Origin of the sequence: uncultured Brachyspira sp. (genome assembly GCF_910578695.1) — a bacterium.
Lineage (GTDB): Bacteria > Spirochaetota > Brachyspiria > Brachyspirales > Brachyspiraceae > Brachyspira.
The window spans coordinates 1-21593 of sequence record NZ_CAJTQJ010000042.1 but is presented as its reverse complement, the minus strand read 5'-3'; the positions used below and the strand labels follow the sequence as shown (position 1 = coordinate 21593).

Annotated in this window: 18 protein-coding genes; 10 read left to right on the top strand and 8 right to left on the bottom strand. The window is 27.2% G+C overall.

Features of this window, described 5'->3' with window-relative positions; translation table 11 throughout:
* The first annotated feature begins 410 nt into the window (after nt 1-410).
* The 4 genes from QZ288_RS10020 (at nt 411) to QZ288_RS10005 (ending at nt 3758) form a co-directional block, all read left to right on the top strand.
* Complete coding sequence (locus QZ288_RS10020) at nt 411-1358, top strand: ATP-binding cassette domain-containing protein (protein ID WP_295158473.1); 948 nt, start codon at nt 411-413, stop codon at nt 1356-1358.
* Entirely contained in the window at nt 1359-2084 is a 726-nt protein-coding gene (locus QZ288_RS10015) for an ABC transporter (RefSeq protein ID WP_295158472.1), read from the top strand.
* Nucleotides 2085-2120: 36 nt separating this feature from the next.
* Complete coding sequence (locus tag QZ288_RS10010; RefSeq protein ID WP_295158469.1) at nt 2121-3131, top strand: DUF4340 domain-containing protein; 1011 nt, start codon at nt 2121-2123, stop codon at nt 3129-3131.
* 69 nt (nt 3132-3200) lie between these two features.
* On the top strand, nt 3201-3758 hold the full coding sequence (locus QZ288_RS10005; RefSeq protein WP_295158467.1) for a CDP-alcohol phosphatidyltransferase family protein: 558 nt from the start codon (nt 3201-3203) through the stop codon (nt 3756-3758).
* Between the two features lie 50 nt (nt 3759-3808).
* Here QZ288_RS10005 and QZ288_RS10000 read toward each other — a convergent pair whose 3' ends face one another.
* From QZ288_RS10000 to QZ288_RS09985, 4 genes are all read right to left on the bottom strand, one after another.
* Nucleotides 3809-4399: a hypothetical protein gene (locus tag QZ288_RS10000; protein WP_295158466.1), complete on the bottom strand. Its 591-nt coding sequence runs from the start codon at nt 4397-4399 to the stop codon at nt 3809-3811.
* A 146-nt stretch (nt 4400-4545) separates the two neighbouring features.
* The gene (locus QZ288_RS09995; protein WP_295158464.1) at nt 4546-5109 is read right to left on the bottom strand and encodes a hypothetical protein; all 564 of its coding nucleotides are present in this window, start codon (nt 5107-5109) and stop codon (nt 4546-4548) included.
* A 118-nt stretch (nt 5110-5227) separates the two neighbouring features.
* A protein-coding gene (gene prfB / locus QZ288_RS09990) for a peptide chain release factor 2 (protein ID WP_295158462.1) occupies nt 5228-6332 on the bottom strand; the annotation gives its coding sequence in 2 pieces (ribosomal slippage) (nt 5228-6259 and nt 6261-6332; 1104 coding nt in all).
* A gap of 268 nt (nt 6333-6600) precedes the next feature.
* Nucleotides 6601-6777: a hypothetical protein gene (locus tag QZ288_RS09985; protein ID WP_295158460.1), complete on the bottom strand. Its 177-nt coding sequence runs from the start codon at nt 6775-6777 to the stop codon at nt 6601-6603.
* Between the two features lie 567 nt (nt 6778-7344).
* Here QZ288_RS09985 and QZ288_RS09980 point away from each other — a divergent pair.
* Nucleotides 7345-8265, top strand: a complete 921-nt coding sequence (locus tag QZ288_RS09980; RefSeq protein WP_295158458.1) for a hypothetical protein — start codon at nt 7345-7347, stop codon at nt 8263-8265.
* A 9-nt stretch (nt 8266-8274) separates the two neighbouring features.
* On the opposite strand, the gene QZ288_RS09975 is transcribed toward QZ288_RS09980, so the two are convergent.
* Complete coding sequence (locus QZ288_RS09975; protein ID WP_295158456.1) at nt 8275-8889, bottom strand: HAD-IA family hydrolase; 615 nt, start codon at nt 8887-8889, stop codon at nt 8275-8277.
* Nucleotides 8890-8996: 107 nt separating this feature from the next.
* Between QZ288_RS09975 and QZ288_RS09970 the strand changes: the two genes are divergently transcribed.
* Together QZ288_RS09970 and QZ288_RS09965 are read left to right on the top strand one after the other, a co-directional pair.
* The gene (locus QZ288_RS09970; RefSeq protein WP_295158454.1) at nt 8997-10583 is read left to right on the top strand and encodes an AAA family ATPase; all 1587 of its coding nucleotides are present in this window, start codon (nt 8997-8999) and stop codon (nt 10581-10583) included.
* Nucleotides 10570-11979 (top strand): VWA domain-containing protein, encoded by a 1410-nt coding sequence (locus tag QZ288_RS09965; RefSeq protein WP_295158452.1) that lies wholly within the window; start codon nt 10570-10572, stop codon nt 11977-11979. The genes QZ288_RS09970 and QZ288_RS09965 overlap by 14 nt, the downstream gene beginning before the upstream one ends.
* Nucleotides 11980-12015: 36 nt before the next feature.
* Here QZ288_RS09965 and QZ288_RS09960 read toward each other — a convergent pair whose 3' ends face one another.
* Both QZ288_RS09960 and murI read right to left on the bottom strand, forming a co-directional pair.
* Nucleotides 12016-14799, bottom strand: a complete 2784-nt coding sequence (locus tag QZ288_RS09960; protein WP_295158450.1) for a YidC/Oxa1 family membrane protein insertase — start codon at nt 14797-14799, stop codon at nt 12016-12018.
* 170 nt (nt 14800-14969) lie between these two features.
* On the bottom strand, nt 14970-15815 hold the full coding sequence (gene murI, locus QZ288_RS09955; protein WP_295158448.1) for a glutamate racemase: 846 nt from the start codon (nt 15813-15815) through the stop codon (nt 14970-14972).
* Nucleotides 15816-15992: 177 nt separating this feature from the next.
* On the opposite strand from murI, the gene QZ288_RS09950 reads away from it, so the two are divergent.
* From QZ288_RS09950 to QZ288_RS09940, 3 genes are read left to right on the top strand one after another with little or no spacing between them, the layout of a single operon-like run.
* On the top strand, nt 15993-16232 hold the full coding sequence (locus QZ288_RS09950; RefSeq protein ID WP_295158446.1) for an OadG family protein: 240 nt from the start codon (nt 15993-15995) through the stop codon (nt 16230-16232).
* Nucleotides 16233-16266: 34 nt separating this feature from the next.
* A complete protein-coding gene (locus tag QZ288_RS09945) occupies nt 16267-18069 on the top strand; it encodes a biotin/lipoyl-containing protein (RefSeq protein WP_295158444.1) in 1803 nt (600 codons plus the stop codon).
* Nucleotides 18070-18101: 32 nt separating this feature from the next.
* Complete coding sequence (locus QZ288_RS09940; RefSeq protein ID WP_295158442.1) at nt 18102-19478, top strand: sodium ion-translocating decarboxylase subunit beta; 1377 nt, start codon at nt 18102-18104, stop codon at nt 19476-19478.
* Nucleotides 19479-19984: 506 nt separating this feature from the next.
* On the opposite strand, the gene glmM is transcribed toward QZ288_RS09940, so the two are convergent.
* Nucleotides 19985-21418, bottom strand: coding sequence for a phosphoglucosamine mutase (gene glmM / locus QZ288_RS09935; protein ID WP_295158440.1), 1434 nt, complete (start codon nt 21416-21418; stop codon nt 19985-19987).
* Nucleotides 21419-21593: the final 175 nt, after the last annotated feature.

The following is a 21593-nucleotide window of genomic DNA, read 5'->3' as shown; positions in this document are numbered from 1 at the left end:
TTTAAAATTTCTTCTACACTATTATTCATAACAATATTCTGCCTAAAAATATAATTTATAATACAATGAATAAAATAACAGTCAAGAAAATAATATAATTTTTTAATATTTTTTATTAATTAAATATTAATTTCTTAATTTAATTTCAAATATATTTAAATAAATATTTTTAAATACTTTTGGCAAGTATCTATATTCATATTACTTTTAGTTTTAATATACTGATAAAACTTATAGGTATATATAATTAAAATTATTTGTTTTTTTACTTTATATATATTATAATGTTTTTCTAGTTATGTATTTTTATAATTATTAATTTTTAATGATGATTTAGATTTAATAAAAAAAATTATTTTTTGCAGTATATAATAAATATTTGCAATATAATAATTAAACAAAGGAATAAAATGATTTCAGTAGAAAATTTAAACAAATATTACGGTGATTTTCATGCTTTAAAAGGCATAAGTTTTGAAATAAAATCAGGCGAAATAGTAGGAATATTAGGACCAAACGGAGCAGGGAAATCCACCACTTTAAGAATACTCACATGCTACATTTCTCCTACAAGCGGTAATGCCTTTATTGACGGAAAAAGTATATTAGATAATGAAAGAGAAGTAAAAAAAATTATAGGATATCTACCTGAATCAGCCCCGCTTTATGATGATATGAGCGTATTTGATTATTTAGTTTATATGGCGGATATTCAGGAGCTTGAAAGAAGCCGTTTAAATGAAAGACTTAAATATGTTGTAAATGCATGCAGCCTTAAAGATGTTATATCAAAATCAATAGGCGAACTTTCTAAAGGATATAAACAGAGAACAGGCATTGCAGGAGCAATTATTCATGACCCAAAAATACTTATATTAGATGAGCCTACTAATGGGCTTGACCCTAATCAAATAGCAGAAATAAGAGAACTTATAAAAGAGCTTGGAAAAGAAAAAACTGTGCTTATATCCACTCATATATTAAGCGAAGTTGAGGCTGCTTGTTCAAGAGCTATAATTATTAATCAGGGCAATGTTATAGCAGATGCTGACCCTAAGCATTTAAGTTTAAATAATAATAATAAAAATAAATTAAATGTAAGAATAAAATTATCCCTTAAAACTGATGATGATAATAATCAAATAATAGAAAAACTTAAAAAAATAGAAAATGTTTATGATGTTAAAGCAGAAAATAATGGAAATTTAAAACATATTACAATATACTCAAATGATGAAGAGCCTAGAGAGAAAATTTATAATTTCATAAAAAATACAGATTGGCTAATATATGAAATGATGAAAGAGAGGGAAAATTTAGAAGAAGTATTCCATACTTTAACAAAAGGAGATAAATAAGTGCAGTCTATAAGTTATACTATAAATAAATCTAATATTATATTAAAAAAAGAATTAAGACATATTTTCTTTTCGCCTATAGCATATATATTTTCAGCAATATTTTTGATAGTAAGCGGAGTATATTTTTTCTCAAGATTCTTTATAATTCAGCAGAATAATATGCAGGATTTTTTCAGCATTCTGCCTTTAATACTTTCTCTAATAATACCTCCTATAACAATGGGGCTTTTATCAAGCGAGTTTTCAAGCGGTTCTTATGAGCTTATAAGTACTCAGTCGGTTTCTGCATTGGAAATTATATTGGGTAAATTCTTTTCTGCTGTTATATTTATGCTTTTTGCTTTGATACCTACAATACTATACCCTATAACATTAACTTTTTTGGGAAGACTTGATATAGGACCTGTAATAGCGGGATATATAGGAAGTATATTTCTTATAATGTCATTATGTGCCATAGGTATATTTGCCTCATCTATAACAAAAAATCAGATAGTAGCTTTGATTGTAGGGCTTGCAATTATGATATCTTTAAATATGTTTTTAAGATATTTAACTTTGATTTTTCCTTCAGCAGTTAATATTATAGAAGTTATAAGCGGAGATTATCATTTTGCTAATATTGCAAGGGGGGTATTAGATTTAAGGGATATTGTTTATTTCTTATCTGTTACTATAATATTTTTATATTTATCAAATATTATACTGGAAAATAGAAAATAATTTACGATATTAAAAAATAAAAATAGGAAAAATAAAATGAACAAAAATATTGCAAAAATTATAATTTTGCTTGTTATATTGGCGGCTATAAGCATAACAGCTTTTATAACAACAAAACAAAATCGTAAAAAATTAGAGGCTAATAAACCTAGAACTCAGCTTTTTGAGCTTAATGAGACAAATGTTACGAAATATGAATTAAGATATTCTAATGAGCCTATTATAGTAGAAAAAATAAATGAAACTTGGAAAATAATATCTCCTTCTAATGATTATCAAATAGATCAGTTAGAGGCATTTGCAAATGTTAAAAACTTCAATACTTTAAATATTGATATGACTATAACAAATCTTTCAGAGCTTGAATCATTCGGACTCGAAAATCCAAGCAGTGAATTTACAGTTTGGGAGGGTAATAAAGAACATAAAGTACTTGTAGGAAATAAAACTCCTGATGAAGAAAGATACTATGTAAAATATGATGATGAGTATTTCAGTGTTGAATTTATATATATAGAGGCATTGAAAAAAACTATTGATATGCTTAGAGATAAGCAGATTTTCAGCAAGCCTATATATATAGATTCTGTAATTAAAACAGAAAGCAGCATCATAGATTATACAAATACTATAATAAAAGAAAGCAGAACTAATTGGATTGTTGATGGAGTAGATGAAGAGATTAATTTAGAAAAAGCATACAGAGATTTTGAAACTTTATCATTAATAAAAGCAGAAGGCTTTGTATATGATGAAAATACTATAAGATATTTAAATAGACTATTTAGAATACCTGATGCATCTGTTACAATATATATGGAGGATAATACTAAAAAAAGTTATGAAATAGTATATGATAACAATGATAATAAATTGTATGTTAAGCCTGAAAGCGGTATAATATATGAGGCAGACTATAATATATATTCTGCTGCTATGCGTGATAGAAATTATTATATAAAAACTGAAGATGATAATGTAGAAAATGATGAGACTTATACAGAAATGCCTGAAGATATGAGATTAGATGAAAATTTGCAGCAGTAAATTAATAAAATTTAATAAATAATTAAAGCATAATTATTTAAATGATTAAAGTATAAAAGGAAACAGTTTATGAAAAAGCAAATACCTAATCTATTAAGCATAAGCAGAATAGTCTTATCTCCATTGGTGATATTTCTGTATTTTTATAATTCTATAATAAGTGCAGTGCTTGCCCTAGTATTTCTTATAATACTAGAAATAACAGATGCTTTGGACGGTGCTGCAGCTAGAAAATTGAATTTAGTAAGCGATTTAGGTAAAGTACTTGATCCTTTTGCTGATACTGTATTTCATATAACAATGTTCACAATATTTTTATATGAAGGCTCTATGCCTATATGGATGTATATAATTTCACTTTATAGGGATATGTTTTCTATGTTCATAAGAATTCTTGGAGGACTTAGAGGATTTGCTGTTGCAGCTAAATTCAGCGGTAAATTAAAAACTGCATCAAGAGCTGCTGCTGTAATTATAATATTTCTAATAAAGATATTAAGATATACTGATATAGTTCTTCCTTATGATAAAATAACTTATTATAGTTTATTAACCGTTACAATAATAACTATATATTCATTCTTTGATTATATGCCTTTAATAACAGGAAAATCAAATAAAAAATAATAATTATAAAAAGGGTTATTATATAAAAATAGCCCTTAATTTATAATAAATCAAAACCAATATCTAAATCCGAAATCACCAGAGAATTTAAAAAATTTAGAAAAAGTCCAGCCTGTACTTTTAGGATACCAGCCGAAAGTACTAAAACCCTCATTTCCTACAGCTATTACATTAAGTCCTGGTGCAATTTGTAAAAATATTTCCCAATCTCTATCAACTATAAAAGATACTCCTAATGGAAGTCTAAAAGCCAATCCTAAATTCCAATAATTATTAGTAAACTCAATATCAGCTTCGGCGCCAGGTCCCAAATAAATCCAAGCTATAGAATTTCCTGCTTCTCCTATTCTATATTTGAATCCCCACCAATCGGCACTTGCAGTAATACCGAACCAAGCCCAGCCTTTTGAAGATATTCCTATATTGAATATGCCTGAAAACATAAGCGGCACAGTTTCAAATTTGCCTGTCATTCCTAAAGATATTCGGCTTGGAAAACCAAATCTAAGAAAAAAACCTGCACTATTACCGCTTGGATAATTAGCATATAATTTTTGAAATGATGAAGAAATACATATAAAAGTTATTATAATAAAACTGTAAATTATAATTCTTTTTATATTTTGTTTAGTCTTTTTCATATAATAAAATCCGAATGATTATTTTAATTTAAATAATATAAAAACAGTATCGTAAATTAAATAAAATATTTTAGGCAAAATAAAAGCCCCGATAAAATAACGAGGCTTATAATTTTTATTTTATTCTTATTAGAACTGATATTTAATTAGAACCAATATCTAAATCCAAATTGGAATGATAGGCTCAATAAATGTCCTAAATAAAAACGATCTCCGTCTTTACCTATATTGATACCAAGTATACTAATTCCGCCGTTATAAGCATGCACAACATTTAAAGTTGGTGCAGGTTCTATGAAAATTTCCCATTTTTGTTTAATTAAGAAAGAAAAACCTATTGGAACTCTTAATCCCGCAGTTACAGACCAATAATTACTTCCAAAACCAGCAGATGCTGCAAGTCCCGGTCCTAAATAAAAATGAACATCAGATTCTCCAGCCTTACCTAAAGGTTTTTTTAATCCCCACCAGTCCATAGTAAGCCCAACACCAAAATATGAATCTCCAAATAAACCTGCAAGAACTTCAACTCCAAACATTAGCGGTGCACCTTTAAATTGACCAACTAATGTTAAACCTGAATTCGGCCATCCAGAAAATAAAGAAGCTCCTATAGCAGCTCCGTCAGAATATGCTGCCTGAGCTTTTTTAGGCATACCAACTGCTAAAGCTACAACCATAACAGACATTAATACTATCTTTTTTAGCATAAATATTCTCCGTATATTTTTTATTTTCGATGATTATACTACTTATATCTGAAAATGTCAATAAGTAACATAATATTATTAAAAAGTCTAATTAAAATTAATTCATAAAAAATAATATTTATTTTTTTATTTGATGCTTAAGATAAGCTGATATAAATTCATCTATATTACCGTCCATTACAGAGTTCATATTTCCGCTTTCAAAACCTGTTCTTAAATCTTTTACCATCTGATAGGGCTGAAAAACATAACTTCTAATCTGATTGCCCCAAGCTATATCAGTTTTCTCGCCTGCTATTTTCTGCTTTTCTTTATCCAATTTATCCTTTTCAAGCTGATAAAGCTTAGCCTTAAGCATTTTCATAGCCATATCTTTATTATTATGCTGGCTTCTCTCTGCCTGACACTGCACAACTATATTAGTAGGTATATGAGTTATTCTTATAGCAGAGGAAGTTTTATTAACATGCTGTCCGCCTGCTCCTGAAGCTCTGTAAGTATCTATTCTCAAATCTGCTTGATTTATTTCAACTTCTATATCCTCATCTATATCAGGCATAACACTAACAGCTACAAAAGAAGTATGTCTTTTAGCATTAGCGTCAAAAGGAGATATTCTTACAAGCCTATGAACTCCTATTTCAGAACGCAAATATCCATAGGCATAAAGACCTTGAACGTAAAAACTTATCTGCTTTATTCCAGCCTCATCTCCGGGAAGCTCATCTGTAGTTTCAACTGTAAAACCATGTCTTTCGCAAAATCTTACATACATTCTTGAAAGCATAGAAGCCCAGTCGCAGCTTTCTGTTCCGCCGGCTCCTGCATTCAAAGTTAAATAGGCATTCTTACTGTCAAACTCTCCTGAAAATAGATTTTTAGTTTCCAACTCATCAAAAATCTTCTGCAATTCTAAACATTCTTCTTCTAATTCTTTTTCCATTTCGGTATCATTTGACTCTATAGCCATTTCCGCCAATTCATATATATTATTAGAATTTTTTATCAAATTGTCTACAGGTTCTATCTTATCAAGAAGAAGCATTCTCTCTTTCATAAGTTTTTGTGCTGATATATTATCATTCCAAAAATTATCTTTAGAAGATATTTCATCTATTTCTTTCACCCTCTTATAAATAGAATCAGGGTCAAAGATACCCCCTTAATATTTCAGACTGCTCTTTAATGTTTGATACTATAATTTTAATTTCAGATAATGTCATAAAATGTCCTATTATTATATGTAAACTCGCTTAATATAGATTATAACTAAAGTTATAATCTGCTCGTTTACATTTTTGTTATTTTTATATGTAAACATAAATCATAAATCCGCATAAAATAATTAATAATTAAATTATCAGCTTCTTGCTTACATTTTTGTTATTGCTAGATAAAACTCTATTATAATATTTATATCTAACTCATCTCTAAAATAAATTTATATATATAAATTATAATTTTCTTTAATTTATTTTAGTGTTTCTCTTACTAATATATTGTGAGTACGCAGAAACTGATAAATGTATTTTTAACTCCTCCGTCTATATCTATGGAAAATTGATTAATATTAATTTTAGGCAGTATACCTATTTGTAAACTGTGATAACTATAATCTGTCATAATCATTTTTACCTTTTCTTGAAATAGCCTAAGTATTATAAGCATATACAAGCTCTCATAAATCACTCACTTCCAAGCTTTCTTTATATATATCATAAAATTGACTATAGCATAAATAAATTATATGTCAATGAAAATTATTAAAATTTTATTTTTACTTGCTAGTCTATTTAATATTAAATAAAGCCCAAACAAAAGTTTATTAAGCTGTTATATTAAAAAAATATTGCATAAAAAAATAAGCATACTTGACTTTATTATAAAAATATAATATAATATTTTTTATGAAAAAGACAACTCACAACTCACAACTCACAACTCACAACTCACAACTCACAACTCACAACTCACTAATATACTATAAAATATATTCTATCATTAATAATATAGAATATCTATCGGCATTGCATAATTTTTTTTATAATAAGCATTTTATTAAAAAATATTTTGATTATTCTATATACTATTTAACTATTAAAAATAAAATAATATATTTCAAAAATAGAAAAATAACAACTCTTTTAAGCATATATCTTATTTAATAAATATATTCGATTAATACAAATCAATATTTTTATCAATAATAACTGAATATCTTTAAGGAGTTTTTTTATGAATTTGGCGCCTGTGGGGCTTATTGTATATAATAGAACAGAACATACAAAAAGAGTAATAGAAGCATTAAAGAAAAATACTTTGGCAGCTGATACTGATTTATATATATTCTCTGATGCCCCTAGCAAAGAAGAAGATAAAAAATCTGTTTTTGAACTTAGGGAATATATTAAGACAATAAAAGACGGTTTTAAAAATGTATATGTATATGAGGCTAAAGAAAATTTAGGTATAAAATATTCTACAGTAAAAGCGGTAAATACCATATTTGAAAATAATGAATATTTTATAGGTTTGGAAGATGATATTGAAACTAATAAATATTTTTTAGAGTTTATGAATAATGCTTTGAATTATTATAAAGATGATGAAGATGTTATTGCTGTAACTGCATTTTCTCATAAACATGCCACTAAAAGACATAAATATGATGTTATATTTACTTATGCTTTTCATAGCTGGGGCTGGGGTACTTGGAAAAATAAATGGAATGATATAAATTGGGATACTTGCGATACTTCTTGGTATAATAAAAGCATTAAGCATAAAATATTAGGAGGCGTATTTTCATGGTTTCATTTATTAGCCTTAAAAAAATCTGTAAAAGATAATTTTTATATTCAAAATAATTTATGGGATATTTATTATTCATTTTATATGTATAAAAGAAAAAAATTATGCGTCTGGCCCTCAAAGAAATCTTTTACAAATAATATAGGATTTGACGGAACGGGATATCATAAATTTAATTTTTATCATGGATATTTTGAAAAGAATTTAGATAATGATATTATAAATATCAATTTTTCTTCAGATAAAAAAATGAATTTCATTACATATTTAATTATTTCTATAAAGATAGGAGTATTCAGCTGGGCTAATGGATTTATAAGTATGTTTTTTAAGAAGTTTTTATAATAAGTATATTTATATATTTATCCATTTTTCTATCTTTATAACCCAAGCATTAGTTTGATTTGCAGCTTCGAGTCCTACTTCGCTGTCTTCAAATATAATGCTTTCTTCTTCCTTTACTCTAAAATGCTCCATACACTTATAAAATATTTCAGGATTTGGCTTCTTTTTTTCTATATCATTTCCTGTTAAAACTAAATCAAATAATTGTTCAAGTTTGAATTCTTTTAATATGCCGCATACACCTCTTGGAGAAGCTGTCGTAGCTAATGCTGTATATTTTTTATTTTCTTTTTTATTATTATTATCAATTAAAGTTTCTAATATGAATGGGTGTATTTGTATTAGATTAAGATTTTCTAAATATATACTTTCTTTTAAATTATGTATTGATTCTATTAATTCATTATTTTTATCATTTATAAGTTTATTATTTAATTTCAAAATATTTTCTGTAAATACTTTATAATGAAGTCCGAAGCATTTACTGTAATAATAATCTTTGTCTAATTCTATATTAAATTCTTTAAATGCATTATAATATGAATAGTAATTTAAGTATGCACTGTCTATTAAAGTACCGTCCATATCGAATATTAGTAATTTTATATTATTATTATTTAACATTTTGAAGCCTTTTAATAAATATTTTTTATTATAACATAGAAAATAAAGAATTCCAATTTATATTAAAAATGATATAATAATTTTATAAAATTAAAAAAATAATAATTATGAAAAATATAAAATCAAGAATAGAAAAAATCATTAAACTTCTTTCTGAAGGACTTTATGAAAGAGAAGAATCCGTATCATTGACTTTGCTTAGTGCAATAGCAGGAAAGCCTGTGTTTTTATACGGTCCTCCGGGCACTGCCAAAAGTTTTATAGCTAAAAGAGTATCTTCGGCATTTAAAGATTCTAAATATTTTGGATATTTAATGCAGAGATTTTCTACGCCTGAAGATATATTCGGTCCTATTAGTTTAGAAGAATTAAAAAATGACAGATATATTAGAAAAATTGAAGGATATCTGCCTAGCTCTGATTTTGCATTTTTAGATGAGATTTGGAAAAGTACGCCTGCAATACTTAATACTCTTTTAACTATAATAAATGAAAGAGTTTTTAAAAACGGATATGAAGAAATTAAAGTGCCTCTAAAAGCATTGATTTCTGCAAGCAATGAAACGCCTCCCGAAGGGCAGGGACTTGAAGCTTTATATGATAGATTTATTATACGCTTAATGGTTAATAATATAAAAAATAAGGATAATTTTGAAAAGATACTTGAAAATACTAAGTCGGATTCTTATATAGAAATAGATGAAGAATTAAAAATTTCATCTGAAGAATGGGTAAATTTTCATAAAGAGGCTGATAATATAAAGATTTCAAAAACAGTTATTGATATAATTCATAATATAAAACTTTCTATAGAAAAATTTAATGAAGATAATAGAGATATTCCTATATATGTTTCTGACAGAAGATGGCAGAATATTGCTTATATATTAAAAATGTCTTCATATTTGAATGGAAAAAATGAGGCTGATATTTATGAAAGTATTTTAATTTATAACTGCTTATGGAGTTTGGAAGAACATATTGAAGCTGTGAAAAAAATTACAAAAAATGCCATTAATATATCTTATAATCTCAATAATCAGAATATTAATGAATGGAGAGAAAATTTTAAAAAAATTCAGGAAAATATAGATAATGAGTTTTATAATTTAGAAAAAACTTATGATACAGAAAATATAGATGATAAGCCTCATATAGCAAAGACTTTATATATAAATATTGATGAATACGGCAATAAAGGCGAAACTATAATTTATATACCTATAAAACAATTAGGAAAAAAAGGTTATTTTTATCCTTTAGATATAGGCAGAAATCAAACAAGAAAATTCAGATGCAATTTTTACGGAGAAGATAAATGCACTGTTGAAATTAATTCATCTATAGCAGCTAATGGATATGTTTCTAATATAGTTTCTAGAAATTATGAGTTTTTAGATTATGCAGAGCCTGACTTCTATATGAAAAAAATAAGTGCTAAAAAAATTGAAAGAGAGAAAAAAGAATCGTATTTAAAATTAATAAACTCTTTAATATCGAGTATTGATAATATTATAATTGATATTAAAAATGATTTTTATAAAAATAAAGCAGTTAATAAAAGTATATTTATCTCAGACGAAGAGTTTAATTTTTTTATTGATATGTTTAATTCTCATATAGAAAATTTAGAGAGCAGCAAATTAGATGCCGAAAGATTAAAAAGCGAAATAGAAAATAATGAAGCAGTTTGATAATGATTCTTATAAAAATGAAATAAAAAGAACTGAAATAATGGCTAGAGGAGTTTTTCATAGCTCTTTCAATAATATTAATAATGACAGCAGATTAGAAGAAGAATTAGAAATAAAAATCACTAAATGGAAAAAAGATTTAAATGTATTTATAAATGATAATAATCCGTATCAGGATAATAAAACAGAATTAGATATAGCTTTAAAAAGACTTAAAAATAAAGATATAAAAATAACTGAAGAAGATATATTAAATGATTTAAATAATTTCAGTATTTTATCAAATGATACTGAATTTTGGAAAAACAGATTATATATCAAAAATAATTTGAATGTTTTAAAAAAGAATATAATTTCTGCTTGGGAGAAAACTTATAATAAAAAAAATAATGATTGGCTTATCCATACAGTAAAAGAAAGAAGAGATAAATTTATTACAGATATAGAATCTTGGATTAATCTGCTTAAAAAATTAAAGTATATGTCTAATATTTTAAGAATAAAAACGGGAGTATTATGGGATTTCAGAGTAGGCGAACTCGAAGAAGAAGATATATCTTTACTTAAAAGATGGGCTGATTTTATCAATGAATATAAAGATATAGAAGTTATATGCGACAGTATGGGAAGAAGAATCGATATAGAAAAATCATTAAAGAATATTGAATTGAAAAATACTTATAGCAGTACCAATAAAAAAATAAGCTCTAAAGAAGAAATAGTAGGAATATACTTTGCAAAAGATATAGAAAATATTATACCTGAAGAACTTTCGCTTTTATGCAATGAAGATAGCGAAAAACTATTTAAATTAAAATATATAGAAAATAGGCTTATGTGCTTTGATAAAAGTGCTTATGTATTTAATAATGATATTGAGAATATAGTAAAAGCAGGACATAGAGAAAGAAAAGGCGATATGATTATATGTATAGATACAAGCGGTTCTATGAAAGGTATTAATGAATATATTGCAAAAGCTGTAATGTTTAAAATGGTTATGCAGGCTTTATCCGAAAATAGAAATGTTTATTTGATTAATTTTAGCACAGAAATATATACATGTAAGTTTACTAGAGAAAACGGACTTGAAGATTTAATAAAATTTCTTAAACTCAGTTATCATGGCGGCTCTGATATATATAAAGCACTTTATGAGGCAAACAGAATTATGAATACATCTAGTTTTAGAAATGCCGATGTATTGGTATTATCCGATTTTATAATGGAGGATATGCCGAGCAATTTAGCGGATATGTGCAGTAAGCAGAAAAATAACGGAAATAAATATTTTGCCGTATCTATAGGGAGATTTCCATTCGGCTATTCTTATAGAAGAGTATTTAATAAGCATTGGATATTTGATATAGATAACGGCATAAAAGAAATATATTAAAATAAAAGAAATATATTAACAAGAGAAATATATTAATTATTTATTAGTTACTAAAACCCAATTAGTTTTTTCAAATATATTGTCTTTTATAATATATGACTGCCGATAATTATATTTCATTTTTTCATTAGCATTGGGTTCCCCGTCCTTTAATTCTATAACTTGTATGCCGCTGCTTTTATTTTTATTTGCTATAAGTTTACCAGTAAAAGGATTTTTAGGGTTATCTAAATGCATTGAAGCTAAATACGGAACATCTGCTATAGTCATAAATGCATCGTCTGTTATAATATCTCCTTTAGAATTGAAATCTTTAAAATAAAGCATAGAATTAAATACTTTAAATTGTCCCATATCATTTTTATCAAATACTGACGGAGAAAAATACCCTGAATGATCTGAAACTATTATTATTTTAGTATTATCATAAATTTGATTTTGTTTTAAAGTTTTAAAAAAATTGGCAAGTTCTCTAAAAGAAGCAGCTGTAGAATAGTAGCTTCTGGCAGAGAAGTCACTTCCGAAATATTTTAACTCATCGTCTGGAATATCTTCAATCTTTAATGAAGGTATAAAATTGGTATTATAATTGAATGGTTCATGTGTTGTATCACTATGTATAATATTGAAATAATTTCCGTCATTATTTATTTTAGTCAAATTAGTCAATGTCTGTAATAATGCATATTCCTGTATACTTTTGCCTACTATAGATAAATTTCTGCTCGCATTAGGTATAAACCAATCATTATGTGCATATAATCTATATCTTAAAAAAACAGGGAGCATTCTAAATAATGAAAATCTTTGAGCTTTATTTTTATTATTTTTTACTATATCATTAGTATTAAAACTATCATCTAAATCGCTTAAAAGAAGTTTATTTAATTCTTTTTCTACCATACTGTCATTTTGATTGTATGCTTTTATATTGGTATAATCTTTAAATATAGTTAAATCAGGAATCCAAGAAAAATTAGCAAATGCAGGATCGAAAGTCATAGATTTATATCCGAAATCATAAAATAATTGCGGCATCATTAATAGTGCTTCATTATGCTTATCTTTAAGATTATATTTTTCATTTAATTCAAATGGTGCATATTCATATCCTCCATACAATGCCTGTATGCTTCCGACAGTACCCGCACCAAAAGCTGATGTATTCGGATAGTATACAAAACCTTCAAATTCTTTTTTTATATCTTCAAATCTATCGAATACTAAACTTCCAAATTCAGGATTTCCTCTGTCTAATATGATAATAAATATATTTGTCCCTGTTTTAGAAAAATTAAATATATTATAATTAATTTCTTTGTCTTTATCTATAGAATAAATTTCTAATAATTTCTTTTGTTCATTGTTAATCTTTGTAAAATTAAATAATGATACAGCAAATAAACTTAATAATATAATTATAAATATATTAAACATTAAATTTATTAATTTCTTTTTTATTATTATTAATGTAAAAAATAAAGCTGATAATATAAAAACAACATTTATTATTATTTGTTTTAAATTTGGTATTAATAAATATTCCAGCTCAAATTTAAAATTACTAGATATATATCCATAATCCATTACCATTATAAAAGTATTAATTAATGATATTAATGCTGCAAATATTGATATAAAAGTTATGCCATTTTTAAGTTTTTCAGAGAATAAAAAATATATAAATATAGGATATACAAAAAATATACCTGCATATTTAAAAAATACATCAAATATAATATTAAATGGATTTTCAAATTCCTGTCCTGAAGAGGCTATAAGCGAAGTTAAAATAAATAATCCTGATAATATTGTTATAGTCATTAATGATGATATAAATATTTTTAATCTTAATTTGCCTTCTATCTTTATAAAATTTAAAATATTCTTTTTTGCTAAAAATACTATCAAAATAAAAATAGAAATAATAAAATAAATTAATAGTAAATCTTTATAAGTTTTTATATGTATTACAAATACTTTTAAAAATGCATATCCTGATGATGATTTATTTATTAATGTATTTCTTAAAAAATATAAAACAGTCATTATAAATATAAAAATAGTATATGAAAAATATATTATCTTAGCAGCTGATATAAATATTTTATTATTTTGTATTTTATTTATTATATTTTTTATTTTTTCAATATTAATTAAAACTATATTTTTAAAAAATGAAAATGCACAGTTGATAGTCCAATATAATAAAAGTATTGCAGGAGAATTATATAAAAATACTAAAAAGAATAAGCTCATCAAAAATATAGGTATAGATTCTTTAAATGTTAATTTTTTTGAATATACAAATGTTGATGCTAATGAAAATGCAGTCATTATAAATGGAAGTAAATTTATATAATGATTTCCAATATGAATTATTTTATCCGATTCGCCTAAACTTTTTATAAGCCAAAAACTCTCTGAACTTGCTCCTGTTAAGCTGGTAAAAAAATTGTATCCTGCCAAGAAGAAAGGTATTTGTATTAATAATCCCAATACTCCTCTGAAGGCATATATAGTTTTATATCCGTTAATTCTCTGACAAGTTCTAATTAATAAATATGCCTGATCTCCTTTGTATACTGCTTTAATATTGTCTATCATCGGCTTCATTTTTGCCTGCATATCTCTTTCTTTTTTCTGCCATTTCTCTGCTATATTATACAAAGGGAGAGATAGTATATTAATAATTAAACTTACTAAAATCACACTGACAGTATAACTGCTTTGCGTTAATACTTTAAAATAATAAAATATTATCTCTAAAATAAATTCTATAGGATATATTGTAAGGCTGTAAAGTATATCAGCAAACATTACAATACTCCCAAAAAAATGATTTTTGAGATTTTATAGCAAAAAATAAATTTTTTAGTTTGCGGTTTGCGGTTTGCGGTTTGCGGTTTGCGGTTTGCGGTTTGCGGTTTGCGGTTACACTTAAACATAGTATATATCATACTATTATAATATAAAAATGTCAATATTTATTATAAATTTAAATGTTTAATTGCGTAATTATTGTAAATTTCTTTTGGTAAAAAAATATCTATTATCCTATTTGCTTTTTGTATATTTTCAGTTGTGTATATTTTTATATTATTATTATTATTATTAAGCAAATTATTTTTTTCTAAGTACTGCTTAACTGAAGCTGCTGTATAATAGGCAGGATCTATTATATTTTTTATATTGTTTTTTATATTGTTTTGAAGTAAATTTTTTATATCATCTAATATATGAGTATAATGAGTGCATGCCAAAATTAAAGTATCAGAATTTTCATCTATATTCTCTAAATAACTATTTAATACTTCTAATCTATTATCATAACTACTCCAATCATTTTCTATCATAGGACATAATTTTCTGCATGCAAGCTGTGTAATTTTTACTTTATTATTTTTATTTATCTTATTATATTTATTTATTTCATTTTTATATGCATTTGATTGAATAGTAAACTCCGTTCCGATAATATATATATTATTATTTTTTGTATTATTTAAAGCATCTTTCACACCATTAGAAATTACTTCTATGATTGGTATTTGATATTTATCTTTTAATATGCTGTAAGAACAGGCTGATATAGTATTGCATGCTATAACCAGCATTTTGCATTTTTGATTTATTAAAAAATCAGCCATTTTGAAAGTAAGTTTTTCTATTTCTTCTTTAGTTTTATCTCCGTAAGGTATATTTATATTATCTCCTAAATATATATAGTTTTCATTCGGCAGTATTTTTAATAATTGTTTTAGTACAGTTAATCCTCCAAATCCCGAATCAAAAACTCCTATCGGCATATTTGATATATCAGAAATAATGCTCATAATTTTTATCCTAATTAACTTAACTAACTTAACTAAACATAATTATTATATTTACTATTTATATAAAGTCAATAATATTGTGATATAAAAGCTATATTTTGTAATAAATTTACTTGTATATAAGTAAGAAATAATGTATAATTTGATAGTTGAAAATTTACATAATAGGAGTATTTGATGAATAGTAGTATTATGGAAGCTTTACAAATAATGCTTATTGGTATGGGCGTTGTTGTATCGTTTTTAATTATATTAGTTTTCGTTATGAAAATAGTTGCTAATGTAATAGCCCAAGTAGATAAGTTAATGCCTCCTCCAAAAGAAGAGACATCTGCCCCTGCAGTATCTGTCAGCAGTGATAAGATGATAGCTGCTGCCATTGCTATAGCACATGTTCATAGCAGCAAATCTAAATAATCTAATATGGTTTTTATAAAAGGAGATATAAATAATGGCTAAAAAAGAAATAAAATTTATGCTGACAGCATTTAGAGACGGTTTTCAATCTGTTTATGGTGCTAGGGTATTATCCAAAGACTTTATGCCTGCTGTAGAAGCATTTGTTAAGGCTGGAGTTACATATTTTGAATCAGGCGGAGGAGCAACATTTCAAAGTGCATTTTTCTATAATAATGAAAATGCTTTTGATGTAATGGATACTTTTAGAAAAACAGTAGGTCCTGATGTAAATTTACAAACTTTAGCAAGAGGAGTTAATGTTGTAGGTTTGGAGTCCCAGCCTAGAGAGATGATTAAGCTTCATGCTGATTTATTCAAAAAACACGGAATTACAACTATTAGAAATTTTGATGCTTTAAATGATGTTAATAATCTTATTTTCAGCGGTCAATGTATTAAAGAAGCAGGACTTAAACATCAGGTATGTGTTAGTATGATGGCGCTTCCTCCAGGATGCGAAGGTGCTCATGATGCTGAGTTTTATGGAAGAGTATTAACTCAGATAAAAGATAAAGTAGATTATGATTCTGTATGTTTTAAAGATGCATCTGGAACTACAACTCCTCAGGTAGTTTATGATACTATTAAAGAGGCTAGAAGAATTTTAGGAGGAGATGTACATATACAAATGCATAGCCATGAAACTGCAGGTATAGGCGCTGTTCAGTACAGAGCTGCTTTAGATGCCGGTGCTGATTGTATAGACCTTTCAGCTGCTCCTGCATCAGGAGGTACTTGTCAGACAGATTTAATAGTTATGTGGCATGCTTTGAGAGGCACTGAATATACTCTTAATGTAGATATAGATAAAATCAGAGATGCAGAAGAAGTATTCAAAGAATGTATGAAAGATTACTTCTTACCTCCTGAAAGCAGAACAGTAGAGCCTATGATTCCATTTGCTCCTATGCCGGGCGGTGCTTTAACAGCTAATACTCAGATGATGAGAGATATTAATGTAATGAACAGATTCCCTGAGGTTATAAAAGCTATGACTGAAGTAGTTAAAAAAGGCGGTTTCGGTACTTCTGTAACTCCTGTTTCTCAGTTCTATTTCCAACAGGCATTCAATAATGTAATGCAAGGCGAGTGGAAAAAAATCGCTGACGGTTATGGTAAAATGGTATTAGGTTATTTTGGTAAAACTCCTTCTGCCCCTGATCCTGAAATAGTAAAAATTGCAAGCGAGCAGTTAGGTTTAGAACCTACTACTGAATTACCTATGGATATAGATGATAAGAATCCTAAAAAGGGAAGAAAAGCTGCTGAACAGGCTTTAAAAGATGCAGGTATTACTGATCTTTCTGATGAAAATGTATTTATAGCTGCTGCTTGTAAAGAAAAAGGCATTCAATTCCTTAAAGGAGAGGCTAAACTTGGCATTAGAAAAAATGCAGGAGGTTCAGGAGAAGTTAAAGCTTCAAGCAATGAAGTTACAGTTACAGTAGGCGGTTCTAGTTATGGCATAAAAATAGAAAATGGTAAGGCTATAGTTGATGGAGTAAGCTATGATTATAATATAAAAGACGGAATAGCTTCAGGCGGTACTGTTCAGGCTGCTGCTCCTTCTTCTTCAGGCTCTGCTACTCCTATTACAGCAGGATTGCCTGGAACAGTATTAAAAATAGTTGCTCCTGCAGGTACTCAAGTTCAAGACGGTACTACTATATTGATTGTAGAAGCTATGAAAATGGAAGTTGAAATAAAATCTTCTTCAAGCGGAGTAGTTAAAGAAATAAAAGTAAAACCGGGCGATGCTGTTGTTGCAGGTCAGGAATTGGCTATTGTAGGCTAATTATTGATGCTAGTTATAAGGAGACAAAAATAATGAAAAAAGTATTTTTAGTATTTGCATTTATCTTTATGACAGCATCTGTAGTGCTGCCTCAGGAAAATGCAGGAGAATCTCTTAATATAAAAGATTCTCTTATATCTTTAGTAAGAAATACTGCTTTTGGAGGTCTTTTTCCTAAAAGCGAAAAGGAAATAGCAGAAGATAAGGCTAAAATTGAAAAAAGCAGGCAGGAAAAATATCAAACTAAGCTTAATGATATTAAAGTAAAATCTGCTCCGTTATGGCAGAATGCTGTAATGATTTTTGTGGGACTGCTTTTAGTTTATCTTGCTATAGCTAAAGGATTTGAGCCTTTACTATTAATTCCTATAGGTATGGGAGGAATACTTGCTAATATTCCTATTGCAAATATTGCAGCTTTGCCTGTAGTTGAAGTTATTAACGGACTTCCTGTTACTATAAGCAGCGGCGGTTTTTTAGGTCAAATATATAGTTTTGGTATTGAATCAGGATTATTTCCATTATTTATATTTATAGGTGTTGGAGCTATGACTGATTTCGGTCCTCTTATTGCCAATCCTAAAACTGCTTTATTGGGTGCTGCTGCTCAGATAGGCATATTCGGTACTTTACTTGGTGCTATGGTTATATCTGCTTATGTACCTGTTATTTCTTTCACATTGAAAGATGCTGCTTCTATAGGTATTATCGGCGGTGCTGACGGTCCTACAGCTATATTTACAGCCTCAAGATTAGCTCCTCATCTATTAGGTGCTATTGCTGTTGCTGCCTATTCGTATATGGCTTTAGTTCCTATTATTCAGCCTCCTATTATGAAATGGCTTACTACAGAAAATGAAAGAAAAATTCAGATGAAACAGCTTCGTCCTGTAAGTAAAAGAGAAAAAATTATTTTCCCTCTTACTGTTATAATACTTGTTGCTTTGCTTTTGCCTGATGCTGCTCCTCTTATAGGTGCTTTGATGTTCGGTAATTTAATAAAAGAATCAGGCGTTACTGACAGACTTTCTAAAACTGCACAAAATGAATTAGTTAATATAGTTACAATAATGCTCGGATTATCTGTTGGAAGTAAATTAGCTGCCGATAAATTCCTTCGTTTTGAGACTTTGGGAATATTGGTATTAGGCTTAATAGCATTCTCTATGGGTACTGCAGGCGGAGTATTACTTGCTAAATTAATGAATGTATTAAGTAAAGAAAAAATTAATCCTCTTATCGGAGCTGCAGGAGTATCTGCTGTTCCTATGGCTGCAAGAGTTGCTAACAAAGTAGGGCAGGAATCTAATCCTCATAACTTCTTGCTTATGCATGCTATGGGTCCGAATGTATCAGGCGTAATTGGTTCTGCGGTTGCTGCAGGAGTATTGCTTGCTATATTAGGTTAGTAAATAAAAAATATATATTAAAATATAAAAGGAAGTTCAAATAAAAATTGTGCTTCCTTTTTTTATTTTTTATGAAAAATATTTTATTGTATTTAAATTAAAAATATATAGTTTATTTTTTATTATTGCTAATAAAAATTATTATTTATTGTTGCTAGCGATAAACTCACTTTAAATTAGCTTATAACTTCCTTCGTCAGTTATAAGCTGTTCGTTTATCTCTTTGTTGTTGCTAGCGATAAACTCACTTTAAACTAGCTTATAACTTCCTTCGTCAGTTATAAGCTGTTCGTTTATCTTTATTGTTGCTAGCGATAAACTCGCTTAATAATAGCTGACAATTGATATTATAAAAATTGTAAGTGCCTGATTCAAGACTTATTAAAAGCGAGCCGAAGAGAACCCTACAGAAAATAAATTCTCCAAAGTCAGACGGAAGTATTTACTATGTTTAATATATCAATTTTTACAAATTTAAATTATCTATTATTATATATAATATACAATTATTTTTTAGTTTTTTTACTTATTGTTTTTTTTATCTTTACTTTTGTTTTCATTTCTTTAGTTTTTATTTTTTTGGAAGTTTTTTCTCCTTTTATTATATTCATAGCTGTATTAATTAATTCTTTAGCTTCTTTTTTACTTTTTGCTTCAGCTATAATACGAACTATAGGTTCTGTATTAGATGAACGCACATGAAGCCAGCTTTCTTCCAAATCTATTTTTATACCGTCTATAGATGTTATCTTAGCTTTATTGTATTTTTCCTTAATTTGTTTTAAGAATTTATTTTCATCAATTTTAACTTCTTCTAATTTTTCTTTTACTATCTCATATTTTGGTATTTCATTAACAAGCTCAGTTATAGTTTTTCCTGTTTTAGCCATTAATTCTAATATCAATGCAATGCCTAAAAGCGAATCTCTTCCCGGAGTAACAGCAGGAACTATTATTCCGCCGTTTCCTTCTCCTCCGAAATATAATTTATTTTTTACAATATGAGAAGAAACATTTATTTCTCCTATTTTTGTACGGTCAACAGAATAGCCCTTTTCTTTAGCCAAATCATCTATCATTCTTGAAGTAGATAAATTTACAGCAGCATTCCCCTTGCCTGAAAGCCATAAATATTTAGCACATAAAGCCAAAGTATATTCCTCGCTTATAATAGTGCCGTCATCAAGAACTAATGCCAGCCTGTCAGCATCTGGGTCTTGAGTAAACCCTATATCAACTTTATTTTTCTTTACTAAATCAGATAAACTTTTCATACTAGATGCAGAAGGTTCGGCAATATGAGCAAATTTTCCTGTATGTTCTTTATTGATAGAGATTTCTTTTACTCCTAATGCTTTAAGAAGATGAGGAGTAGCAAATAATCCTGTGCCATTAACATAATCGCATGCAGCTTTAAAATTGGCTTTTTTTATTTTTTCTATATCTATCCATCTTAATATGCGTTTGATATGCTCTTCTATAGCATTGGCATTATCTATTTTTTCATAAGTACCTGTTTCTAATGCCTTTACGAATCTTGAAGACTTCTTATCATAAAGCTTCATAATTTCATTAACTGATTTTTCATCTAAGAAATGTCCGCCTTTTCCTATAAGTTTTAATGCATTCCATTCTATAGGATTATGACTTGCAGATATCATTATACCGCCATGTATTTTTAATTTCTCTACCATATATAATGCGGTTGGAGTGGGGGTTATACCTATATCTATTACATTTATACCTGAAGCCATTAATGTAGAAATAACGGCATTTAATATAGATTCTCCTGTTATTCTTGTATCTCTGGCTACTAAGATTTTTGCTTTTTTTGGGAAAAGACATGCAAATGCTGAAGTATAATCTACTATAGTTCTTATATCCAAACCGTCTCCTATTATTCCTCTTATTCCTGATATGCTTGTTTTTAATGTTGGCATTGAAAACTCCTAAAATATATATTTCTTTATTATAAAATAATAATTTAAAAAGTAAAATATTATTTTTAATATTTTTATGATACTAGCAGTATAATACTTTTTATTATACAATAAAGTATCAAAATAAAAAGTTATCAAAAATTAAAAGTCAATATTAGAAATAAAAATTAATCCC